At 64.5% G+C, this 18,279-nt stretch carries 12 protein-coding genes; 6 read left to right on the top strand and 6 right to left on the bottom strand.

From position 1 onward, the window contains the following. Window positions 1-12: 12 nt before the first annotated feature. Complete coding sequence (locus tag OO306_RS11135) at window positions 13-2,040, bottom strand: DUF4034 domain-containing protein (RefSeq protein WP_323055828.1); 2,028 nt, start codon at window positions 2,038-2,040, stop codon at window positions 13-15. Between the two features lie 256 nt (window positions 2,041-2,296). Here OO306_RS11135 and OO306_RS11130 point away from each other — a divergent pair, with 256 nt between their 5' ends. Further along, window positions 2,297-3,784 (top strand): YifB family Mg chelatase-like AAA ATPase, encoded by a 1,488-nt coding sequence (locus OO306_RS11130; RefSeq protein ID WP_265968667.1) that lies wholly within the window; start codon window positions 2,297-2,299, stop codon window positions 3,782-3,784. A 101-nt stretch (window positions 3,785-3,885) separates the two neighbouring features. Here the strand turns inward: OO306_RS11130 and OO306_RS11125 are convergent, their stop codons facing one another. Continuing rightward, window positions 3,886-4,239, bottom strand: a complete 354-nt coding sequence (locus tag OO306_RS11125) for a response regulator transcription factor (protein ID WP_027592197.1) — start codon at window positions 4,237-4,239, stop codon at window positions 3,886-3,888. A 29-nt stretch (window positions 4,240-4,268) separates the two neighbouring features. Further along, window positions 4,269-5,261: a response regulator gene (locus tag OO306_RS11120; protein WP_265968666.1), complete on the bottom strand. Its 993-nt coding sequence runs from the start codon at window positions 5,259-5,261 to the stop codon at window positions 4,269-4,271. A 245-nt stretch (window positions 5,262-5,506) separates the two neighbouring features. On the opposite strand from OO306_RS11120, the gene OO306_RS11115 reads away from it, so the two are divergent. After that, window positions 5,507-10,609 carry an ATP-binding sensor histidine kinase gene (locus tag OO306_RS11115; protein WP_265968665.1) on the top strand — a complete coding sequence of 1,701 codons (5,103 nt, stop codon included), beginning with the start codon at window positions 5,507-5,509 and terminating at the stop codon, window positions 10,607-10,609. A 160-nt stretch (window positions 10,610-10,769) separates the two neighbouring features. Here the strand turns inward: OO306_RS11115 and OO306_RS11110 are convergent, their stop codons facing one another. Then, window positions 10,770-12,557, bottom strand: a complete 1,788-nt coding sequence (locus OO306_RS11110; RefSeq protein WP_252826214.1) for a monovalent cation:proton antiporter-2 (CPA2) family protein — start codon at window positions 12,555-12,557, stop codon at window positions 10,770-10,772. Between the two features lie 145 nt (window positions 12,558-12,702). Continuing rightward, window positions 12,703-13,677 (bottom strand): GlxA family transcriptional regulator, encoded by a 975-nt coding sequence (locus tag OO306_RS11105; RefSeq protein ID WP_265968662.1) that lies wholly within the window; start codon window positions 13,675-13,677, stop codon window positions 12,703-12,705. A 179-nt stretch (window positions 13,678-13,856) separates the two neighbouring features. Here OO306_RS11105 and OO306_RS11100 point away from each other — a divergent pair, with 179 nt between their 5' ends. Together OO306_RS11100 and ycaC (OO306_RS11095) are read left to right on the top strand one after the other, a co-directional pair. Further along, complete coding sequence (locus tag OO306_RS11100) at window positions 13,857-14,237, top strand: AraC family transcriptional regulator (protein ID WP_050580711.1); 381 nt, start codon at window positions 13,857-13,859, stop codon at window positions 14,235-14,237. Window positions 14,238-14,319: 82 nt separating this feature from the next. Next, window positions 14,320-14,946 carry an isochorismate family cysteine hydrolase YcaC gene (gene ycaC / locus OO306_RS11095; RefSeq protein WP_027592192.1) on the top strand — a complete coding sequence of 209 codons (627 nt, stop codon included), beginning with the start codon at window positions 14,320-14,322 and terminating at the stop codon, window positions 14,944-14,946. Window positions 14,947-15,021: 75 nt separating this feature from the next. Here the strand turns inward: ycaC (OO306_RS11095) and ycaC (OO306_RS11090) are convergent, their stop codons facing one another. Further along, the gene (gene ycaC, locus OO306_RS11090) at window positions 15,022-15,651 is read right to left on the bottom strand and encodes an isochorismate family cysteine hydrolase YcaC (protein ID WP_027592191.1); all 630 of its coding nucleotides are present in this window, start codon (window positions 15,649-15,651) and stop codon (window positions 15,022-15,024) included. Window positions 15,652-15,786: 135 nt separating this feature from the next. Between ycaC (OO306_RS11090) and OO306_RS11085 the strand changes: the two genes are divergently transcribed. Beyond that, a complete protein-coding gene (locus OO306_RS11085) occupies window positions 15,787-16,698 on the top strand; it encodes a LysR substrate-binding domain-containing protein (RefSeq protein WP_027592190.1) in 912 nt (303 codons plus the stop codon). 162 nt (window positions 16,699-16,860) lie between these two features. Further along, entirely contained in the window at window positions 16,861-18,123 is a 1,263-nt protein-coding gene (locus OO306_RS11080) for an OprD family porin (protein WP_265968658.1), read from the top strand. Window positions 18,124-18,279 lie beyond the last annotated feature (156 nt).

Genomic DNA, 18,279 nt, shown 5'->3' with positions numbered 1-18,279 from the left:
TCAGGCCTGGGTTCATGCGCAGGCCTGGGGGCTGTCCCGCGCCGCGCTCGCCCGCTTCGGCGGTAGCTCGCTGGCGTGCAGCGTGCCGCGGAACAGCGTCGCGCCGCACAAGGTGAACAGCGTCTTCACCCGGTTGTGCGAGTTGAGTATCTCGGCCTGGATATGCTCGATGTCGTTATCCGCCGGCTGCAATGCGACCGCACGGTTGATCCACTCGATGGCGGCGAAGCGGCTTTGCTTGCGCGTGCCCTGCCCTTGCATCCAGGCCAGCCCTAGTTCAGCACTTGCACGAGCGGCAACTGAGGCGTCCGGGTGTTCGACCAGGCCCAGCAAGTAGTCGACAGCCTCCGCCTGCTCCTGCGGCTCGCCGAACTGACGCAGCAGAATACCCAGCTGCAGACGCGCACTGGCAGCGGTCTGCAAATCGCCCAACGCATCGTTCAACAATCGCCTGACGGCCAGCATGGCACTGCGCTCATTCAAGGCTTCTGCGCTTTGCATGCGACGGCAGGCCAAGGTGTATTTGGCCTGCTTGCAACCGGCCTCTACCGCGCGCAGCAACCAATAGTCGGCAGCGCTCGCGTCCAGGTACTGCGCGGGGGTGTTGGGCAGCGCGCCTCGGTGCAGGTCATGAAGGCTAAGGGCAGCCTCTGGCAGATTCAGCTCGGCACAGCGTTCATAAAGGTAGAACGCCGCCTCGTGCTGGTTGGCAGCCCAGAGCAGGCGTGGCACTTCAAGCACGTCCAAACCCGGCCCTTGGCGGCCACATTGGCGCTTTACCGCAGCCAGTGACCACACACGTGCCTGCTCGTTCGAGCACTGAAAACCCCACAGCCCAAACGCATGCCCAACCGCCCGCAACGCACAGGCGGCGGGGTGCGAGCGGCTCGCGCAGAGCTGCTCGATAGCGATACGAAAGGCCTGCTGATCGTCCTTCACTGCGTGGAACAGCATGACGCAGACAAAACTACGGAAGGGCTGGCCGATGCCTGGGACGAACCCAAGGTCAGGGTAAAGATTCACACTGGCGCCAAAATCGCGCAGGGCGCCGGCGTAATCCTGCTGAGCACAACCACGCAAAGCACCACGCCAGGCCAGCAAGGTGGCATGCTCCCTGGGCCTGAGTGCTCGCAGCGACCACGCCTTGAAGACCTGCACCCACACAGCGATCGACTGCGACTGGCCGGCATGCGGCAGTTCGAGCTGGTCCTCGATAGCCAGCCAGCGCAGTGCATTGCGTTGTTCCTCGCGCCAACGCTCACACAGCGGCCCACTGGCCAGGGCGTCGATCGCGGTGTCACTGCCTCCCCAGCAGGGCAACAAGTAGGTTGCATAAGCCTGAATCGCTTCGAAACAGCCGGGGAATGCGCCAAGTGCTTGATGCAGCCAATAGTGCTGGGCGTTTTCTCGCCCCTGCTCGGCCCGTTCGCCCAGGCACGCCGGTAAGGCCTGTGGCAGTTCGGCCAGGGGTAGCAGGCCGTATTTCACCAGCAGCGGCGCTGCAGCCTCTTGCACCTCCACGTCGGCCTCAGTGCAGGGGCTGAAGCGCACCGGCTGGCCGTCGAACAGGCCCAGCAACCAGCCTGGCTCAGCGAAATGCGCGCTGATCTTCAGCATGCCGATCGCCGCTGCCACGGGCTGGCTCGAGCGCTCCATGGCACGCAGCAGGTGCGCCGCGCCAATCTCGCAAACCTGCTCCGCCGCCAGCCGACGCTCGGCGCTGATGGGCTGGGTGTTGGCAGACTCGCGGATATGGCAGGCCCGGCTGAAACAATGAAAACCCATCACCACCTGAGGGTGATAGGCCTTGGGGCAGGCATCGATCCAGGCCTTGAGGATCTGCGTCAGGGCCTTGTCGCCCTGGCTGTCCCAATCGACCAGCATGTGCCCTTCGACGGCCTCCAGGTAGGCCGGAAACTCGCCGGGCGGCGACTGCCGCCAGCGTACTTCGAGGATGTCGAAGAAGCGGTTGAGTTCAACGAATGCACTGGCCTGCACCAGTTCACGAATTGCCTGGCGAGTGCGAGTGAGCGTTTGCACGGGGCAATACCTCAAGTCCATTTGTAGGAAGTTGTGTTGCCATCCCATGGCAATCACAGTAGCCCTTCAACACTAAGCCATACCCTGGATCTGCGCAAAAATAATTGGATCCATTTGTGTCGAATTCTAAGAAAACCCAGGGGAAATACCTGACCTGAAAAACCAGGACGCACACTTATTGCGCTGATCCTGGCTGCCGCCGCTAAGCTTGCCCAAGCCGCAGGAAGCGGCCCCATTCCGCGACAATGGAGCGTCCATGTCACTTGCTCTCGTCCACAGCCGCGCCCAGGTCGGCGTGCAGGCACCGGCGGTCAGCGTCGAAACCCACCTGGCCAACGGCCTTCCCCACCTGACCCTGGTCGGCCTGCCCGAAACCACGGTCAAGGAAAGCAAAGACCGGGTCCGCAGTGCCATCGTCAATTCCAGCCTGGATTACCCAGCCAGGCGCATCACGCAAAACCTGGCGCCTGCCGACCTGCCCAAGGATGGCGGGCGTTATGACCTGGCCATTGCCTTGGGCATCCTCGCCGCGAGTGGGCAGGTGCCGGTGGCCACCCTCTGCGACATCGAATGCCTTGGCGAACTGGCGCTGTCCGGCCAATTGCGCCCCGTGCAGGGCGTGCTACCGGCGGCGCTGGCGGCACGGGAAGCGGGCCGGGCGCTGGTAGTCCCGCAGGAGAACGCCGAGGAAGCAAGCCTGGCAGGCGGGCTGGTGGTGTATGCCGTCGGGCACCTGCTGGAGCTGGTCGCCCACCTGAACGGCCAAGTGCCCTTGCCGCCGTATGCCGCCAATGGCCTGGTCTTGAACAGCCGGCCCTACCCCGACCTCAGCGAGGTACAGGGCCAAATCGCGGCCAAGCGCGCCTTGCTGCTGGCGGCCGCCGGAGCCCATAACCTGCTGTTTACCGGCCCGCCTGGCACCGGCAAGACCTTGCTTGCCAGCCGCCTGCCAGGGCTGTTGCCGCCACTGGACGAGCGCGAAGCGCTGGAGGTGGCAGCCATTCAGTCAGTCAGCGGCCATGCGCCGTTGAACAGCTGGCCGCAACGCCCGTTCCGCCACCCACACCACTCAGCCTCGGGCCCTGCGCTGGTAGGCGGTAGCAGTCGGCCGCAACCCGGCGAAATCACCTTGGCTCACCATGGTGTGCTGTTTCTCGATGAACTGCCCGAATTTGAGCGGCGTGTGCTGGAGGTATTGCGCGAGCCGCTCGAGTCCGGCGAGATCGTGATTGCAAGGGCTCGGGACAAGGTACGCTTCCCTGCGCGGTTCCAGTTGGTGGCCGCGATGAACCCCTGCCCTTGTGGATATCTGGGCGACCCTACCGGCCGCTGCCGCTGCAGCACCGAGCAGATCCAGCGCTATCGCAACAAACTGTCGGGCCCACTGCTGGACCGCATCGACCTGCACCTGACCGTGGCGCGTGAAACCACCACCCTCAACAACCAACCCAGCGGCGAGACCAGCGCCGCTGTCGCCGAACGGGTGGCCGAAGCACGTGAGCTGCAGCAACGCCGGCAAGGGTGCGCAAATGCCTTTCTCGACCTCAACGGCTTGCGCCGCCATTGCCCGCTGGAGGCGGCGGACCAAGCCTGGCTGGAGACAGCCTGCGAACGGTTGACCCTGTCGTTGCGCGCGGCACATCGGCTGCTGAAAGTGGCACGCACGCTGGCGGATCTGGAAGGTGTGGCGTCGATTACCAGGGCGCACCTGGCCGAGGCGCTGCAGTATCGGCCTGGGAGTTGATTTGGACCCGCGATTATGGGGCCGCTTTGCGGCCCATCGCGACGCAAGGCCGCTCCTACAAGTACAGCGCCCGCCTCCGCCCGGGGGGAGTCTGTGCGGCGCTATCGGTCGGCCAACGCCGCCTCCACCGCCGCCAGCAACGCCTCTTCAGAAAACGGCTTGCCCAGGCACGCCACCGCCCCATGGCGCTGCGCAGCCTTCAGCGCCATGTCATCCCAATGCGCCGACATGCAGACGACCGGCAGCCGCCAGCCCCTGCGCGCCAACTCACGCAGTACGTCTAGCCCGGAAAGCCCAGGCATCTTCAAGTCCAGCAACGCACACCCGGCCTCGCGCGCCAGCGTCGAGGCCAAGAACTCTTCGCCCGAACCAAACAGCAACGCGCCGAAGCCTGTCGCTCGCAGCAGGTTGGCCAGGCTTTTGCGCACAGACGCATCATCGTCGACGATGCACACCCACGCCCTGTCGCGTTCAACCTCCGGTTTCATGCGGCGCCCTGGCCCTCGGCACGGGCCTCGAGCACCTTGTGCATGGCGACCAGTTCGACCAGCGAGCGGGACTGCATCTTGTTCATGATGTTCTTCTTGTGCACCTTGGTCGTCACCTCGCTGGTGCCAATCTCTTTGGCAATCTGTTTGTGCGACAACCCGCCGACCACCAGCGCGAACACCTGCCGCTCACGTTGGGTCAGCCGCGCGTACTTTTCCCTCACTTGCCGTGTATGCCGCCACGCGCGCCCAGCCGTCAGCGCACGGGCACGCAGAGCCGTCAGCAGGGTCAGCAATTGCGCCTCATCAAAGGGCTTGGTCAGGAACTCCACAGCACCCGCACGCATTGCCTGAACGGTCATGGGAATAGTGCCGTGGCCGGTCATGAACACGATCGGCCAGGGCAGGTCGAGCCGACGCACCATCGCCTGCAGCTCCAAACCGCTGGCCTCAGGCAGGTTCATGTCCAGCAACAGGCAGGCATAAGGCGTGTCGGCATGCGCTTCAAGCAGCGCCTCAGCCGAGGCGTACAGGCGATGCACAATGTCGTGCGAGCGAAAGAGTCGCCCCAAGGCTTTAAGCACCGATGGGTCGTCATCCACCACCAGCACGGGCACCGCTGCGCAATCAGCCGCGGGCTCAGCCGTATAGAGGTCGAAGGCTAGCGAAGCGTTGCTCGTGGGTCTCGCCGGCAGGTCGAGGGCCACTTCAGCCGCCAGCCGATAGCCGCGGCGTGGCACGGTCTGGATCAGGCCGCGGTCACCGAACGCCTTGCGCAACAAGGAGATCTGCACCTGCAGGTTGTTGTCTTCGACCACCGTGCCGGCCCACACCTGGCTGAACAGCTCGTCCTTGCCAACCACGCGGCCTTTGGCGCGAATCAGTGTTGCCAGCACCTCAAAAGCGCGCCCGCCCAACACGATCGGCTTGCCGTCGAGAAACGCTTCTCGTCGCTCCAGCGACACCTGGGCATTGCCAAATCGGATCATGGTCTTCTCGAGTCTCACGGGTCCGGGCGGTTGCGCAGCCCCGTGCAATCTAGGCCAGCGCCCGCATTCATACAATTATCCCGAGGGATAGGTTGGCCTTGGGACTATACAAGCGCCCGCCACGGCCAAGGGGACGATAACGGTCAAGATGGTTCCCGTTCCTGCCAAGCCGTCTGGCCCGCGCATGCGCGGGGGGATCGCTGCGTATACTCGCGCCCTTGGATGTGGTTAGCAGGGGGTGCTTGATGCTCGATGAACGCCTCGCTTACAGGCCCATCGATTATGACCAGTCGATCGACGAGGGCTGGTTGAATCGGTGCGACATCACTCGCCTGGGGCAGGAAGGCGAGCTGACCTACTTCCGCCTGTGTGACCCCGGCACGGGGCAGGCCTGGATCGCTGTGCGCGCCCCAATCGAATCCCCTGCTGCCTGCCAGCGCCTGGAGCACGATTATCGCCTGCGCCTCGACCCGAAGTGGGCCGTGATGCCCTCGGCCTATGTGCGTTCGGCCGAAGGGCCGCTGCTGGTGTATCCGGGCGGCCGCTCGGTCGCCGACCTCATCGCCCAAGGCCCGGCAGCGCTTCCCGGCTTCCTCGACATCGCCGTCAACGCCGCATCAGCATTGGCGCTGGCACACGCTGCCAACGTCCTGCACGGCGCCTTGCAACCCGCGCATATCTGCGTGCAGCACGCGCAGCGGGTGAGGCTTGGCGGGTTTCGCGCGGATGCGCACTCGCTCATCAGCGAGCAAGGCGCCCCCATCGGCAACTGGTCCTACCTGGCGCCAGAACAGATCTGCCCCCTCGGCTCCAGCAGCGACCAACGCAGCGATATCTATGCGCTGGGTGCCATCCTGTACCAGCTTTTGCTGGGCGAGTTGCCGCTCGCCGGGCGCGACACACTGCACTGGCGCCAGCTGCATGCCGGCGTGCAGCCACGGGCGGCCATCGAGGTCGACAACCGCGTGCCGCAGCCACTCAGCCGCATCCTCGCCAAGGCCCTGGCCAAAGAGCCCGATGCCCGCTACCAGACCGCCCGTGCGCTGGCGGTGGACTTTGCTCACTGCCAGCGGCAGTGGCTGGCAGCCCAGGTCATCGAAGATTTCGAGCCTGGCAGCGCTGACCCCCTATCGCCCAACCACGAACGCCTCTATGGCCGCACAGCCGAGCAGAAGGTCATCACCCTGCTGCTCAAGGCATTGCGCCGCGACAGCGCGCCCCAGGCCCTGTTCATCAAGGGCGCTACCGGCATGGGCAAGTCCAGCCTGGTACAGGCAGCGCTCAAGGGCGGCGCCGAGGGTTATTGGGCCAGCGGCAAGTGCAACAGCCTGGAACGGGCGGTGCCCTATGGGCCCTGGATCGAGATTCTCGGTTCGCTGACCACCCAGTTGCTGGCCAAGAACCGCGATGACCTTGACGCGCTGCGCCGTGAAATTCTGCGGCGCATCAAAGGGCGCGGCCGTTTGCTGGGCAAGCTGGCCCCGGACCTGAAGCTGGTGATCGGCCCCATGGCCGAGTTCCCGGAAAAGCCCACACGGCTCGCCTTGCAGAAAGAGCTGCGAGCGATCGTCGAATTCCTGCAGGTGTTCAGCCGCCCCGGGCGACCATTGGCGCTGTTTCTCGATGACATGCAGTGGGCTGACGACGCCACGCTGCACTTGCTTGATGAACTGCTGGAGCAAGCACCCAGCAACCTGCTGTTGATCTTCGCCCGGCGCAGCGATGCACCGCCCGGCAGCAAGCCCTTGGCGACCCCCGCGTCCATCCGTAGCACCACCCTAGACCTACGCCCCCTCACCGTCGGCGCCGTGATGGAGATGATCAGCGAGCGCTACCACGCCGCGCCTGACGCTGCCTTGCAGCTCGCCGAACTGGTGCATGCGAAGACCGCTGGCAACCCGTTCTTCATCCACCAGATCCTCGGGGCGATGGTCGAGGACCAGTTGTTCACCTTCGACACCCAGACCATGCGCTGGTCGTGGTCGCTGCCAGCAGTAGCGCAACACCGCTATGCCGACAACGTCGCCGACCTGATGGTCCATCGCCTGACACGCCTGCCTGAAGCCCAGCGCACTGTGCTGCGCTTTGCCAGCGCCGCGGGTGGCCGATGCGACGAACGCCTGCTGCGCCGCATGCTGCCACTGCCCGCCGAGCAACTGGCCGAACAGCTCAAGGCCTTGATTGGCGCGGGCTTCCTGCTACCTGGACACAAGGCGCTGGTGTTCTCGCATGATCGCGTACTGGACGCCGCCTACGCACTCACCCCATCGCGCGAGCGGCCGGCGCTGCACGCGCATATTGCCCAAACCATGCGGGCGGCCTGGCAAACAACTCAACACGACGCGGTGTTTGAAATCGCCAACCAGGTGCAGTTGGCCAGCCCGCATGCATTTGCTGCCAGCGACTGCGAAGGGTTTCTGGTGCTGCTGCAGGAGGCCGCGTTGCGGGCGCGCGACAATGCCGCCTATGAGCAGGCCGCCGGCTACCTGCAGGCGGCCGACGAACTGCTGCGCCTCGGCGCCACGCCCGGCAGCCAGGCAAACCATGCCTTTGCCATCGCCTGCCTGGCCGCTGAGTGCGACATGCAACTGTCACGCATGCCACAGGCCAACGTTCGCATCCTCGAATGCCACCAGCGTGCGCTATCGGCGCTCGACAAGGCCCGGGTATGCAAGCTTGAAGCACGCCTGCATACCTTGCGTTCGGACTACCCAGCCGCCATCGCCTGCGCCATCGGCGGCCTTGAGCTGTTGGGCATCACGCTCGCCCAGGGCATCCACCCCGAGCAAGTCGAGGCAGCCTATGGCCGTGTCCACGCCTTGATCGAGAACAAGGGCCGTCATTGCCTGGAATCGTTGCCCAGGGCCGACTCGGAAGACGCGGCGGTGGCAATCGCGCTGCTGGCGACCCTGTCATCATCGTTCTTCGTCAAGGACGACCTCTGCTTCCTGCACCTGGCCAAGATCATGGAGCTGTCATTGCTCCATGGCGTCGCCCCCGGCAGTACCTATGGCCTGGCCTGGTTCGGCGTGATGGCGGCCGAGCGCTTTGCCGCCTACCACGACGGCCATGCTTACTGCCTGGCAGCGCTCAAGCTGATCGAGCGGCACGGTTTCGAGGCCGACTTGACCAGCGCCCTGCTCGCCCTCGACCAGGTCAGCGCCTGGACCGCGCCGATGGAGTTTGCCCGGCGCACGGCACTGGAAGCGGTCGAATCGCCGCGCCTGAGCGGCGACCTGGCGATGGCCTGCTATGCCCGCAATCACCTGGTTTCCGACTCACTGTTCATGGGCCAACCCTTGCAGGAAGTCAGCGGCGAAGTGGAGCAAGGGTTGGTCACCGTTCGCGGCTACGGCTACAGCGATGTCGAACACATCCTCTTGGCCCAGCAGGCGTTCGTCGCTGTCATGACCGGCAGCAGCGGCAGGGTCGGCCTTGCGTCGCGCTTGGGGTGCCAAGCGCCTGCCGAAGCCCGCGTGCACAGCATAAAATCCTGCACCACGCTGTTCTTCAAGCACCTCTACGCCGGCATGTCGGCCTTTTACCTGGGCGATATCAAACAGGCCGTACGCCAACTCGCCAGCGCCGGCAGCCATGCCTGGGCTGCCCCTGCACACATCAACCTGGCCGACTACCACCTGTTCCGCGGCCTGACCCTGGGCAGCCCGGAAGCCCCGGGCAGCGCGATGGGCAAATTGGCTGCGCTGCACGAATTGCGCGAGCGCTTTGCTGCGTGGGCGAGCTTCAACCCGGTCACCTTCCGCAACAAGCTCCTGCTGATCGAAGGTGTGATCGCCAAGCTCAGCGGCGATGGCCTGGCCGCCATCCGCTGCTTCGACCAGGCCCAGATCGCCGCCACGGCCGCCGGTTTCATCCATGAGCAGGCCCTGGCCCACGAGCAACTGGCTGAAGTGTGCATCCCCAGTGGCTTGATCTCTGGCGCCAACCTGCACCTGCGCATTGCCCGTGACTGCTTCCACATCTGGGGTGCCACGGGCAAGGTGCGCCAGCTCGAAACCCTGCACCCGTTCTTGCGCACCCAGCCCGTGCAGGAAACCTACCGCTCTGCCAGCCAGGCCAGGCTCGACCTGGAAGTCGGCCTGGAAGCCGCGCGCGCGCTGTCCGAAGAGGTGTTGCTAGAGGGCCTGATCGAAACCTTGATGGGCCACCTGACCCAGCATTCCGGCGCCGACCACGGTGCCCTGCTGATCGTCAGCGGCGCCGAGTTCCAGATGGCCGCGCTGGCCTACATCGACGATGCGGGTCTGCACGTGCGCATGGACAATTGCCAGAAGTTCCTGACCCAGGCGCCGCTGTCGATCATCAATGCCACCCTGCGCACCAAGAAACCCATGGTGCTGAACGACGCCCTCAGCGACTGCCCAGAAGCGTTTCGCCAGGAGCTGCACGCACGCAACGCCCGCTCGGTGCTGTGCCTGCCGCTGCTGCTGCAGGGTGTGCTGATCGGCCTGGTCTACCTGGAAAACCGCCTGGTGCCGAACCTGTTCGGCAGCCAGCGCCTGGCCATGCTGGAGATTCTCGCTTCGCAGGCTGCGGTATCGCTGCAAACCGCCAAGTTCTATACGCGCCTGGCCGAAGACAACCAGAGCCGCGCGCAGATGGAGGCCGAGCTGCGCCGCTCACGTGCAGAGCTTGCCCGCAGCGCGCACCTGCAGGTGATGAACGAGTTGTCCGCCTCCATCGCCCACGAGATTAGCCAGCCCCTGCTCGGCATCGCCGCCAATGCGGCCGCCAGCCTGCGCTGGCTCAAGCGCGGCAAGCCCGACCTGGAAGAAGCCATCGCCGGCCTGGAAGATATCCGCAACGACAGTGAACGGGCAGCCAACATCGTCCGCGCACTGCGGTCGCTGGCCAAACAGTCGCCGATGCAACTCAAGCCGGTGAAGCTCGATGCGCTGATTCAGGAGGTGGTGCGCCTGACATCCTCGGATGCCTTGAAAGGCGGCGTGAAGGTGCAAACCCGGTTGCAGGCCGCAACGAGCCTCATGGCCGACCCGGTGCAGCTGCAGCAGCTGATCTACAACCTGATCACCAATGCCCTGGAAGCGCTGGCGGGGTTCCGCGACGATGGCCTGTTGCGCATCACGTCTGCCGTGGTCGAGGCGGGGGTGGAGATTTGCGTGGACGACAATGGGCCAGGGATTGCGCCAGAGGAGCTGGAGCGGGTGTTTGGTGCGTTCTACACCACCAAGAGTGGCGGCCTGGGAATGGGGCTGGCGATCTGCAGCTCGGTAATTCAGGCCCATGGTGGGCAGTTGCAGGCTCAGGTTTCGGAGCTGGGCGGGTGCCGGATCAGGTTGACGGTGCCGGTTCGGGCGGATGATTGACCTGTTTTAGCCTGCGCCGGCCTCTTCGCGGGCAAGCCCGCTCCCACAGGGCCGTGTGCTTGCCCGCGAAGGGCTGCCCTGCAGCCCCAGTCTATGATGGAAAAACTCTGGGAAACATCCCATGTAGATAGCGGACGGTGACACCGCGCAAAATCAAAACTCAATCCGCATCCGAATCAAACAACCGCTCCAACTCCACCCGCGCTTCCTTCGCCGTCTGCATCACCTTGGCCCGGTCATCGCGCACCTGCCCCTGCGCCTCCAGCACTTCTTCGTCATGCTGGGTGAACCGCGCAATACGGTCCGCCGCTTGTTCGTCACTCAACCCCAACCCCACCAGCGCACGGCGGGTCAGCTCCAGGCTTGAGTAGAAGGTCTCGCGAATGGGCTCGGCACCCACGTCCACCAGCTTGTGCACATGCTGGCGGTTACGTGCCCGGGCCAGCACTTTCAGGTGCGGGTACAGGCGCTTGACCCGCTCCGCCGTGCGGGTGGTGACTTCCGGGTCGTCGGTGGTGATCACGAAGTACTCCGCCTCGCCCACCTTGGCCGCATGCAGCACTTCGGGGCGCAGGGGGTCGCCGTAGAACACCGGGGCCTGCTCGAACATGCGGGTCATCTCGATGGCGTCCACCGAGGTTTCCAGGGCGATGAAGGGGATCTTCTGGGCACGCAGGATGCGCGAGACGATCTGCCCCATGCGGCCCATGCCTACGATCACCACGCGCGGTGCATCGGTCTGGATCTGCTTGTACTGTTCGGGCACTTCACGCTGCGGTTGCGGGCGCTTGAGGGCACGGGCGCAGCCGAGCATCAACAGGGGCGTGATGGCCATCGACAAGGTGATGGTCATCATCAGCAGGTCGTAGGTCTGCGTGTCGAACAAGCCTTGGTCTTTGCCCAGCTTGAATACCACGAAGGCGAACTCGCCACCCGCCGCCAGCACCATGCCCAGGCGCAGGGCGCTGGCGCTGTTGAGGCCGCCGGCCAGCCGGCCGACCACTATCAGCAAGGTCAGCTTGACCGCGATCAGCAGCAGGGTCAGGCCCAGCAGCACCAGCGGCATTTCCAGCAGCAGGCTGAGGTTGGCGCCCATGCCGACACTGATGAAGAACAGCCCCAGCAACAGCCCTTTGAACGGTTCGATCTGCGATTCCAGCTCATGCCGGTACTCCGAGTCGGCCAGCAACAGGCCGGCCAGGAATGCACCCAAGGCCATGGAGATACCGGCCTCTTCCATCAGCCAGGCGGTGCCGATCACCACCAGCAGTGCGGTGGCGGTTGAAACCTCTGGCAGGCCGGTGCGCGCGACGATGCGGAACACCGGGCGCAGTAAGTAGCGGCCGCCCACGATGACCACGGCGATGCTGGCGAACACCTTCAGTGCATGTTCAAGGCTGTCACCGTGGCCGGTATCCGGGCCGCTGGCGGCCAGCAGCGGGACCAGGGCAATCAGCGGAATGGCAGCGATGTCCTGGAACAGCAGGATGGCAAACGCCAGGCGACCGTGCGGCGCGTTGAGTTGTTTGCTTTCGGCCAGGCTCTGCAGCCCCAGGGCGGTGGATGACAGCGCCAGGCCCAGGCCCAGCACCAAAGCGGCGGCCAGCGACTGGGCGAAGCCGAACAGGGCGATGGCGCCAATCACCGCGCCGGTCAGCAGTACCTGCGCAGCGCCCACGCCGAATACCGACTTGCGCATCAGCCACAAACGCTTGGGCGACAGTTCCAGGCCGATGATGAACAACAGCAGCACCACGCCGAGTTCCGAGATGTGCGCGACGCTTTCGGTATCGCGGATCAGCCCCAGTGCCTGCGGGCCGATGGCCACGCCGGCCAGCAGGTAGCCGATCACGGCGCCCAGCTGCAGGCGCTTGGCCAGGGGAACAGCAAGGACCGCGGCGAGCAGGAAGATCACCGCGGTTTGCAGAAGGCTGCCTTCGTGTGGCATTGGCTCGTACTCCATGAGCTGCCGGGGCAGCGTTGAACAATGTGGCCGGCAATTCTGGGCATTGTGCGGGCGTCAGACAATCCGGCTTGAAGGAGAAACATTGTCCCGCCCATCAAGACAATCAGCTGATCGCACGCGCATCGGCTCAGCTTTCGCCAAACTGCGCCCGGTACTGTGCTGGCGTCATGCCGATGCGCTCGCAAAACACCTTGCGCATATGCCGATCACTGCCAAACCCACAGCGTGCCGCCACCACCTTCAACGCCAGGTCGCTGCCTTCGAGCAGTTTACGCGCTTGGTCAATGCGCGCATTTTGCAGGTACTGCAACGGCGTGATGCCGACCTCGCGCTGGAATGTACGGGCAAAGTTGCGGCTGCTCATGGCCACCAGGTCGGCCATTTTCTGCACGGTAAAGGCCTGGTCGATATGGTCGACGATATAGGCCTGCACCCGCGCGGTTGGCGAATCATCACGCGGCACGGCCGCCAGCAACGGCCCATACGGGGTTTGCCCGCCCTGACGATGGCGAGCGACCAGCAGCACCTTGGCCACTTCCAGGGCCAGGGCCTTGCCGTGGTCTTCGGCGACCACGGCCAGCGCCAGGTCGATACCGGCGGTGATGCCGCCCGAGGTGATCAGGCAGCGGTCGATCACGTAGATCTGTTCGGTCTCGACGTTCGCCTCAGGGAAGGCCCGCGCCAGCCGTTCGACGTAGTTCCAGTGGGTGGTGCAGCGATAGCCGCCGAGCAGGCCGGCCCGGCCCAGCAAGAACACGCCGGTGCAGATGGCACCAAACCGCTTGGCCCCGCGCACGGCCTGTGACAGCCAGTGCTCAAGGCCCGGCAGCGCGACGTCATAGGCCCCTGGGCCGCCGGGTACCAGCAACAGGTCGACGGCTTCGGGCAGCTCTTCCAGACGCAGGTCGGCCATCACCCTCAGCCCGCATGAGCCGCGCACCGTACCCTGGCCTTCGGCCAAGGTGATCAGCCGGTACTGCCGCTCAGCGGGCAAAAACCGGTTGGCGATGGCAAAGGCGTCCATGGGGCCGGTGACATCCAGCAACAGCACATCATTGAACAGCACCATCGCCACGGTGCGGTGGGCGGGATTTTCCTGCATGCCTCTTTCGCCTTGAATGCGGGCCGCCGGGAGCGGCCTGAAACTGAACACGCGCGCATCTTAAGGTATTGGTATAGCGGCCAGGGCCAGCACTGCACAATTAAGAACTCTTCAGGTTTGCCTCAGGACTTTGTCATGACCCGGGGGCGAGACTTTCCTCATTGAACAGGAGAGTCGCCATGAGCCCTCTGACGATCCGCAGCACCTCACCGGCCCCAGGCGCGCTGACCCCTGCGCGGCTGCGCCAGGCCAAGGAACTGATGCTGCACAGCCCTTTGTCGATCATCGAGATCGCCGGTGTGTGCAACCTGACCCGCAGCCATTTCTCGCGCGCGTTCAAGGTCAATACGGGTTTGTCGCCCCAGGCCTGGCGCCTGCTGGCGCGCATGGAGAAGGCCAAGCGCCTGCTGGCCACCGAGGCGCCGATCACCCATGTCAGCCTCGAATGTGGTTTCTGCGACCAGTCCCATTTCACCCGGGCATTCAGCCGCCTGGTCGGCCAGCCGCCCAAAGCGTGGCGGTTGACCACGCAAGGTGCCGCGTCCGGCCCGCATTCTTAAGCGCCTTTTATCCATTGGTATACCACCTTCGGGTAGTACGCCTGAGTTTCACACCCTAAGCCCAATGCAAGGAGTTACCCTCATGAGCCAACCGGATTACAAGCGCCTGAACAAAGACGACGCCGTGGTGCTGCTGGTCGACCACCAGACCGGCCTGATCTCCCTGGTGCAGGACTTCTCGCCCAACGAGTTCAAGAACAACGTACTGGCCCTGGGCGACCTGGCCAAGTTCTTCGGCCTGCCGACCATCCTCACCACCAGCTTCGAACAAGGCCCCAACGGCCCGCTGGTGCCCGAGCTGAAAGAGATGTTCCCAGACGCGCCGTACATTGCCCGCCCTGGCCAGATCAACGCCTGGGACAACGAAGACTTCGTCAAGGCGATCAAGGCGACAGGCCGCAAGCAGCTGATCATCGCCGGCGTGGTCACTGACGTGTGCGTGGCCTTCCCGACCTTGTCGGCGCTGGCTGAAGGCTTCGAGGTGTTCGTGGTGACCGACGCTTCCGGTACCTTCAACGAAACCGTGCAGCAGGCCGCGTGGGTACGCATGACCCAAGCAGGCGCACACATGATGAACTGGTTCTCGGTGGCCTGTGAGCTGCACCGCGACTGGCGCAACGACATCGAAGGGCTGGGCAATCTGCTGTCGCAGCGGATTCCCAACTACCGCAACCTGATGAACAGCTATGCGGCGTTGAGCGCTCGCTGATCCAAGCCTGCACAGCGACAAAAAAGCCGGCGCCCTCACAGGGCGCCGGCCTTTTCGTTTGCCACTAGCGGGTGATTACTTACCCGCCGTCAGCGCGTTGTAGCTGGTCATCAAACTCCGATAGTCCGGAATGTGGTTGGAGCACAGTGCTGCCAACCCTTCGACGTCATTGCGCCAGTCGCGGTGCAACTCACAGGCCACGCCGAACCAGGTCATCAGCTGCGCACCGGCACGGCTCATGCGGTCATGGGCGGCATCGCGGGTCATTGCATTGAAGGTGCCGGAAGCGTCGGTCACCACGAACACCTCGAACTCTTCTTCCAAGGCTGCCAGCGCCGGGAATGCCACACAGACTTCGGTCACTACACCGGCGATGATCAGCTGCTTCTTGCCAGTGGCCTTCACTGCCTTGACGAAATCTTCGTTGTCCCAGGCGTTGATCTGGCCTGGGCGGGCAATGTACGGGGCCTCTGGGAACAGCGCTTTCAGCTCGGGGACCAGCGGGCCGTTCGGGCCTTGCTCGAAGCTGGTGGTAAGGATGGTTGGCAGGTTGAAGAACTTGGCCAGGTCCGCCAGGGCCAGTACGTTGTTCTTGAATTTGTCCGGCTCGATGTCACGGACCAGGGACAACAGGCCAGCCTGGTGGTCGACCAGCAGCACAGCGGCGTCATCTTTGTTCAGGCGGTTGTAGGTGAATTTGCTCATGGTCCGTGCTCCTAAAAGGCTTCGATGTTTTCAGTAAGTGGGGTGTTTCGCGTTGATGGGCACAGATTAAATTCATCACCTTTGCTGCGGTAGACTGCGAAAATTGCCTTTAGCGTTCCATTTGGAGAACGATCATTGGAAGACCTCAACTCCCTCTACTACTTCACCCAAGTCGTCGAGCACGGCGGCTTCGCCCCGGCCGGGCGGGCGCTGGACATGCCCAAGTCAAAACTCAGCCGGCGCATTGCCGACCTTGAGGACCGCCTGGGCGTGCGCCTGCTGCACCGCACCAGCCGGCACTGCTCGTTGACCGAAATTGGCCAGGCCTACTACAACCGCTGCCTGGCCATGCGCGTGGAAGCCGAGGGCGCGGCGGAGATCATCGAGCGCAACCGCAGCGAGCCTCGCGGCCTGGTGCGTATCAGCTGCCCGACCACCCTGCTCAATTCCTGGGTCGGGCCAATGCTGACCCGCTACATGCTCAAGTACCCGCAGGTGGAGCTGTTCATCGAAAGCACCAACCGCCGCGTCGACCTGCTGCACGAAGGCTTCGACGTCGCGCTGCGCGTGCGCTTTCCGCCACTGGAAAACACCGACATGGTGATGAAGGTGCTGAGCAACAGCACCCAGTGCCTGGTGGGGCATCCGCAGTACCTGGCGCAACTGCCCGAAGGCTTCGACCCGCAGCTGCTTGGCACGCTGCCCAGCGTGCATTGGGGCAGCGCCCAGCGTGAGTACCAATGGGAGCTGTTCCAGGGCGAGGACATGAGCCGCAGCATCGTGATCCCGCACACGCCGCGCATGGTCACCGACGACCTGTTCGCGCTGCGGCATTTTGTAGTGGCCGGGGTTGGCATCGCGCACTTGCCACGGGTCGCCGTGCGCGAAGACTTGGCCGAGGGCCGGCTGGTGGAGTTGCTGCCGGAGTGGCACCCGCGGTGCGGCATCGTGCATGCGATCTTCCCGTCACGGCGCGGGTTGTTGCCGTCGGTGCGGTCGCTGATCGATCACCTGGCCGAGGAGTTCGCGATCAGCGACATGGCCTGAGTCAGTTGCTGTCCGTACCGGCCTCTTCGCGGGGCACCAGCGCCCTGGAGACCACGCGATTCCTGTGGGAGCGGGCTTGCCCCGCGAAGAGGCCAGCACACCCTTACAAGACCTTGGCCTACGCTTGCCTCACAGTCTCGGATCATCCACCCCGGAGCCCTCATGATCCGCGCCAATCACGGACCAGGCCGCGCCCTGCTCGCCTCCCTCGCCCTCTGCCCCGCACTTAGCCAGGCAGATGAACCCGGCTGGTCGCTGCTCAGCCGCAACTACTTCCTGCACAGCGACTTCCGCTCGCCTTCCGGCAGCGGCCAAAACTACCGCCAGGAATGGGCCCAAGGCTTCATCGGTGAAATCCGTTCGGGGTTCACCGAAGGCACGGTGGGTGTTGGCATCGACGCGCATGGTTTTCTCGGCCTCAAGCTCGACGGTGGCCGCGGCCATGCCGGTACTGGCTTGCTGCCGCGTGACAGCGATGGGCGTGCCGAGTCCGACTATTCCAGCGCCGGTGCAGCCCTCAAGCTACGCCTGGGCAATACCCTGCTGCGCTACGGCGAGATGACTGTCGAGACACCGGTGTTCGACACCGGCGACAAACGCCTGCACCCCGAATACGCCACGGGTTGGTTGCTGGAGAACACCGACCTGCCCGACTGGCGCCTGCAGGCGGGCCGCTTCACTGCGTTCAACAACCAGGACAACAGCTCGACCCACGACGATTTCGCCGGCTACGGCGCCACCACCCATGGCCGCGCTATCAGCCTGGCCGGCGCCACGTTCGCCCCCGATGGCCCGTTCGGCGGTGCGCTGTACACCAGCCAGCTGCAAGACACCTGGCGCCAGGCCTACCTCAATCTCAACCTGGCCGAGGGCAATTGGCGCCTGGACGGCAACCTCTACAAAACCCGCGATACCGGCAACGCCAGCGCTGGCGCCATCGACACCACCGCCTACAGCCTGGCGGGCAAGTACCGCTTCGGTGCCCAGGCGCTGACCCTGGCCTACCAGAAGGTCGAGGGCGACACCCCCTTCGACTTCGTCGGCGGCGACTCCATCTACCTGGCCAACTCGATCAAGTACGCCGACTTCAACGGCCCCGGCGAGCGTTCGTGGCAACTGCGTTACGACCTCGACTTCGCCACCCTCGGCATGCCCGGCCTGAGCCTGATGGGCCGCTACGTCAGCGGCCGCGGTGTCGATGGCACGCATGCCCCGGCAGGTGGCGCCTACACGGCGCAACAGGGCCAGGGCGGGCGCCACTGGGAGCGCGATGTCGACCTCAAGTACGTGGTGCAGTCCGGCGCCGCCAAAGACCTCAGCCTGGCGCTGTCCCACGTCAGCCACCGCGCCAACCAAGCCCAGGCGGGCGATGATATTGACCGCCTCTACCTGATCATCGAATACCCACTCAAAGGCGGCTTTTGAACAAAGAAGGGGGCTTTACGGGTAATGCCAGTCAGTTAGGGCCAAGGGGCCGCTGCGCGGCCCATCGCAGGCAAGCCAGCTCCTACAGGGGGAGCATATTTCTTGTGAATCTCGCTCACCTGTAGGAGCTGGCTTGTCGGGGCGCCGAACCGCTGC

The organism is Pseudomonas sp. DCB_AW (genome assembly GCF_026240895.1).
GTDB classification, from domain to species: domain Bacteria; phylum Pseudomonadota; class Gammaproteobacteria; order Pseudomonadales; family Pseudomonadaceae; genus Aquipseudomonas; species Aquipseudomonas kermanshahensis.
This window is presented reverse-complemented; position numbering and strand designations above follow the sequence as displayed.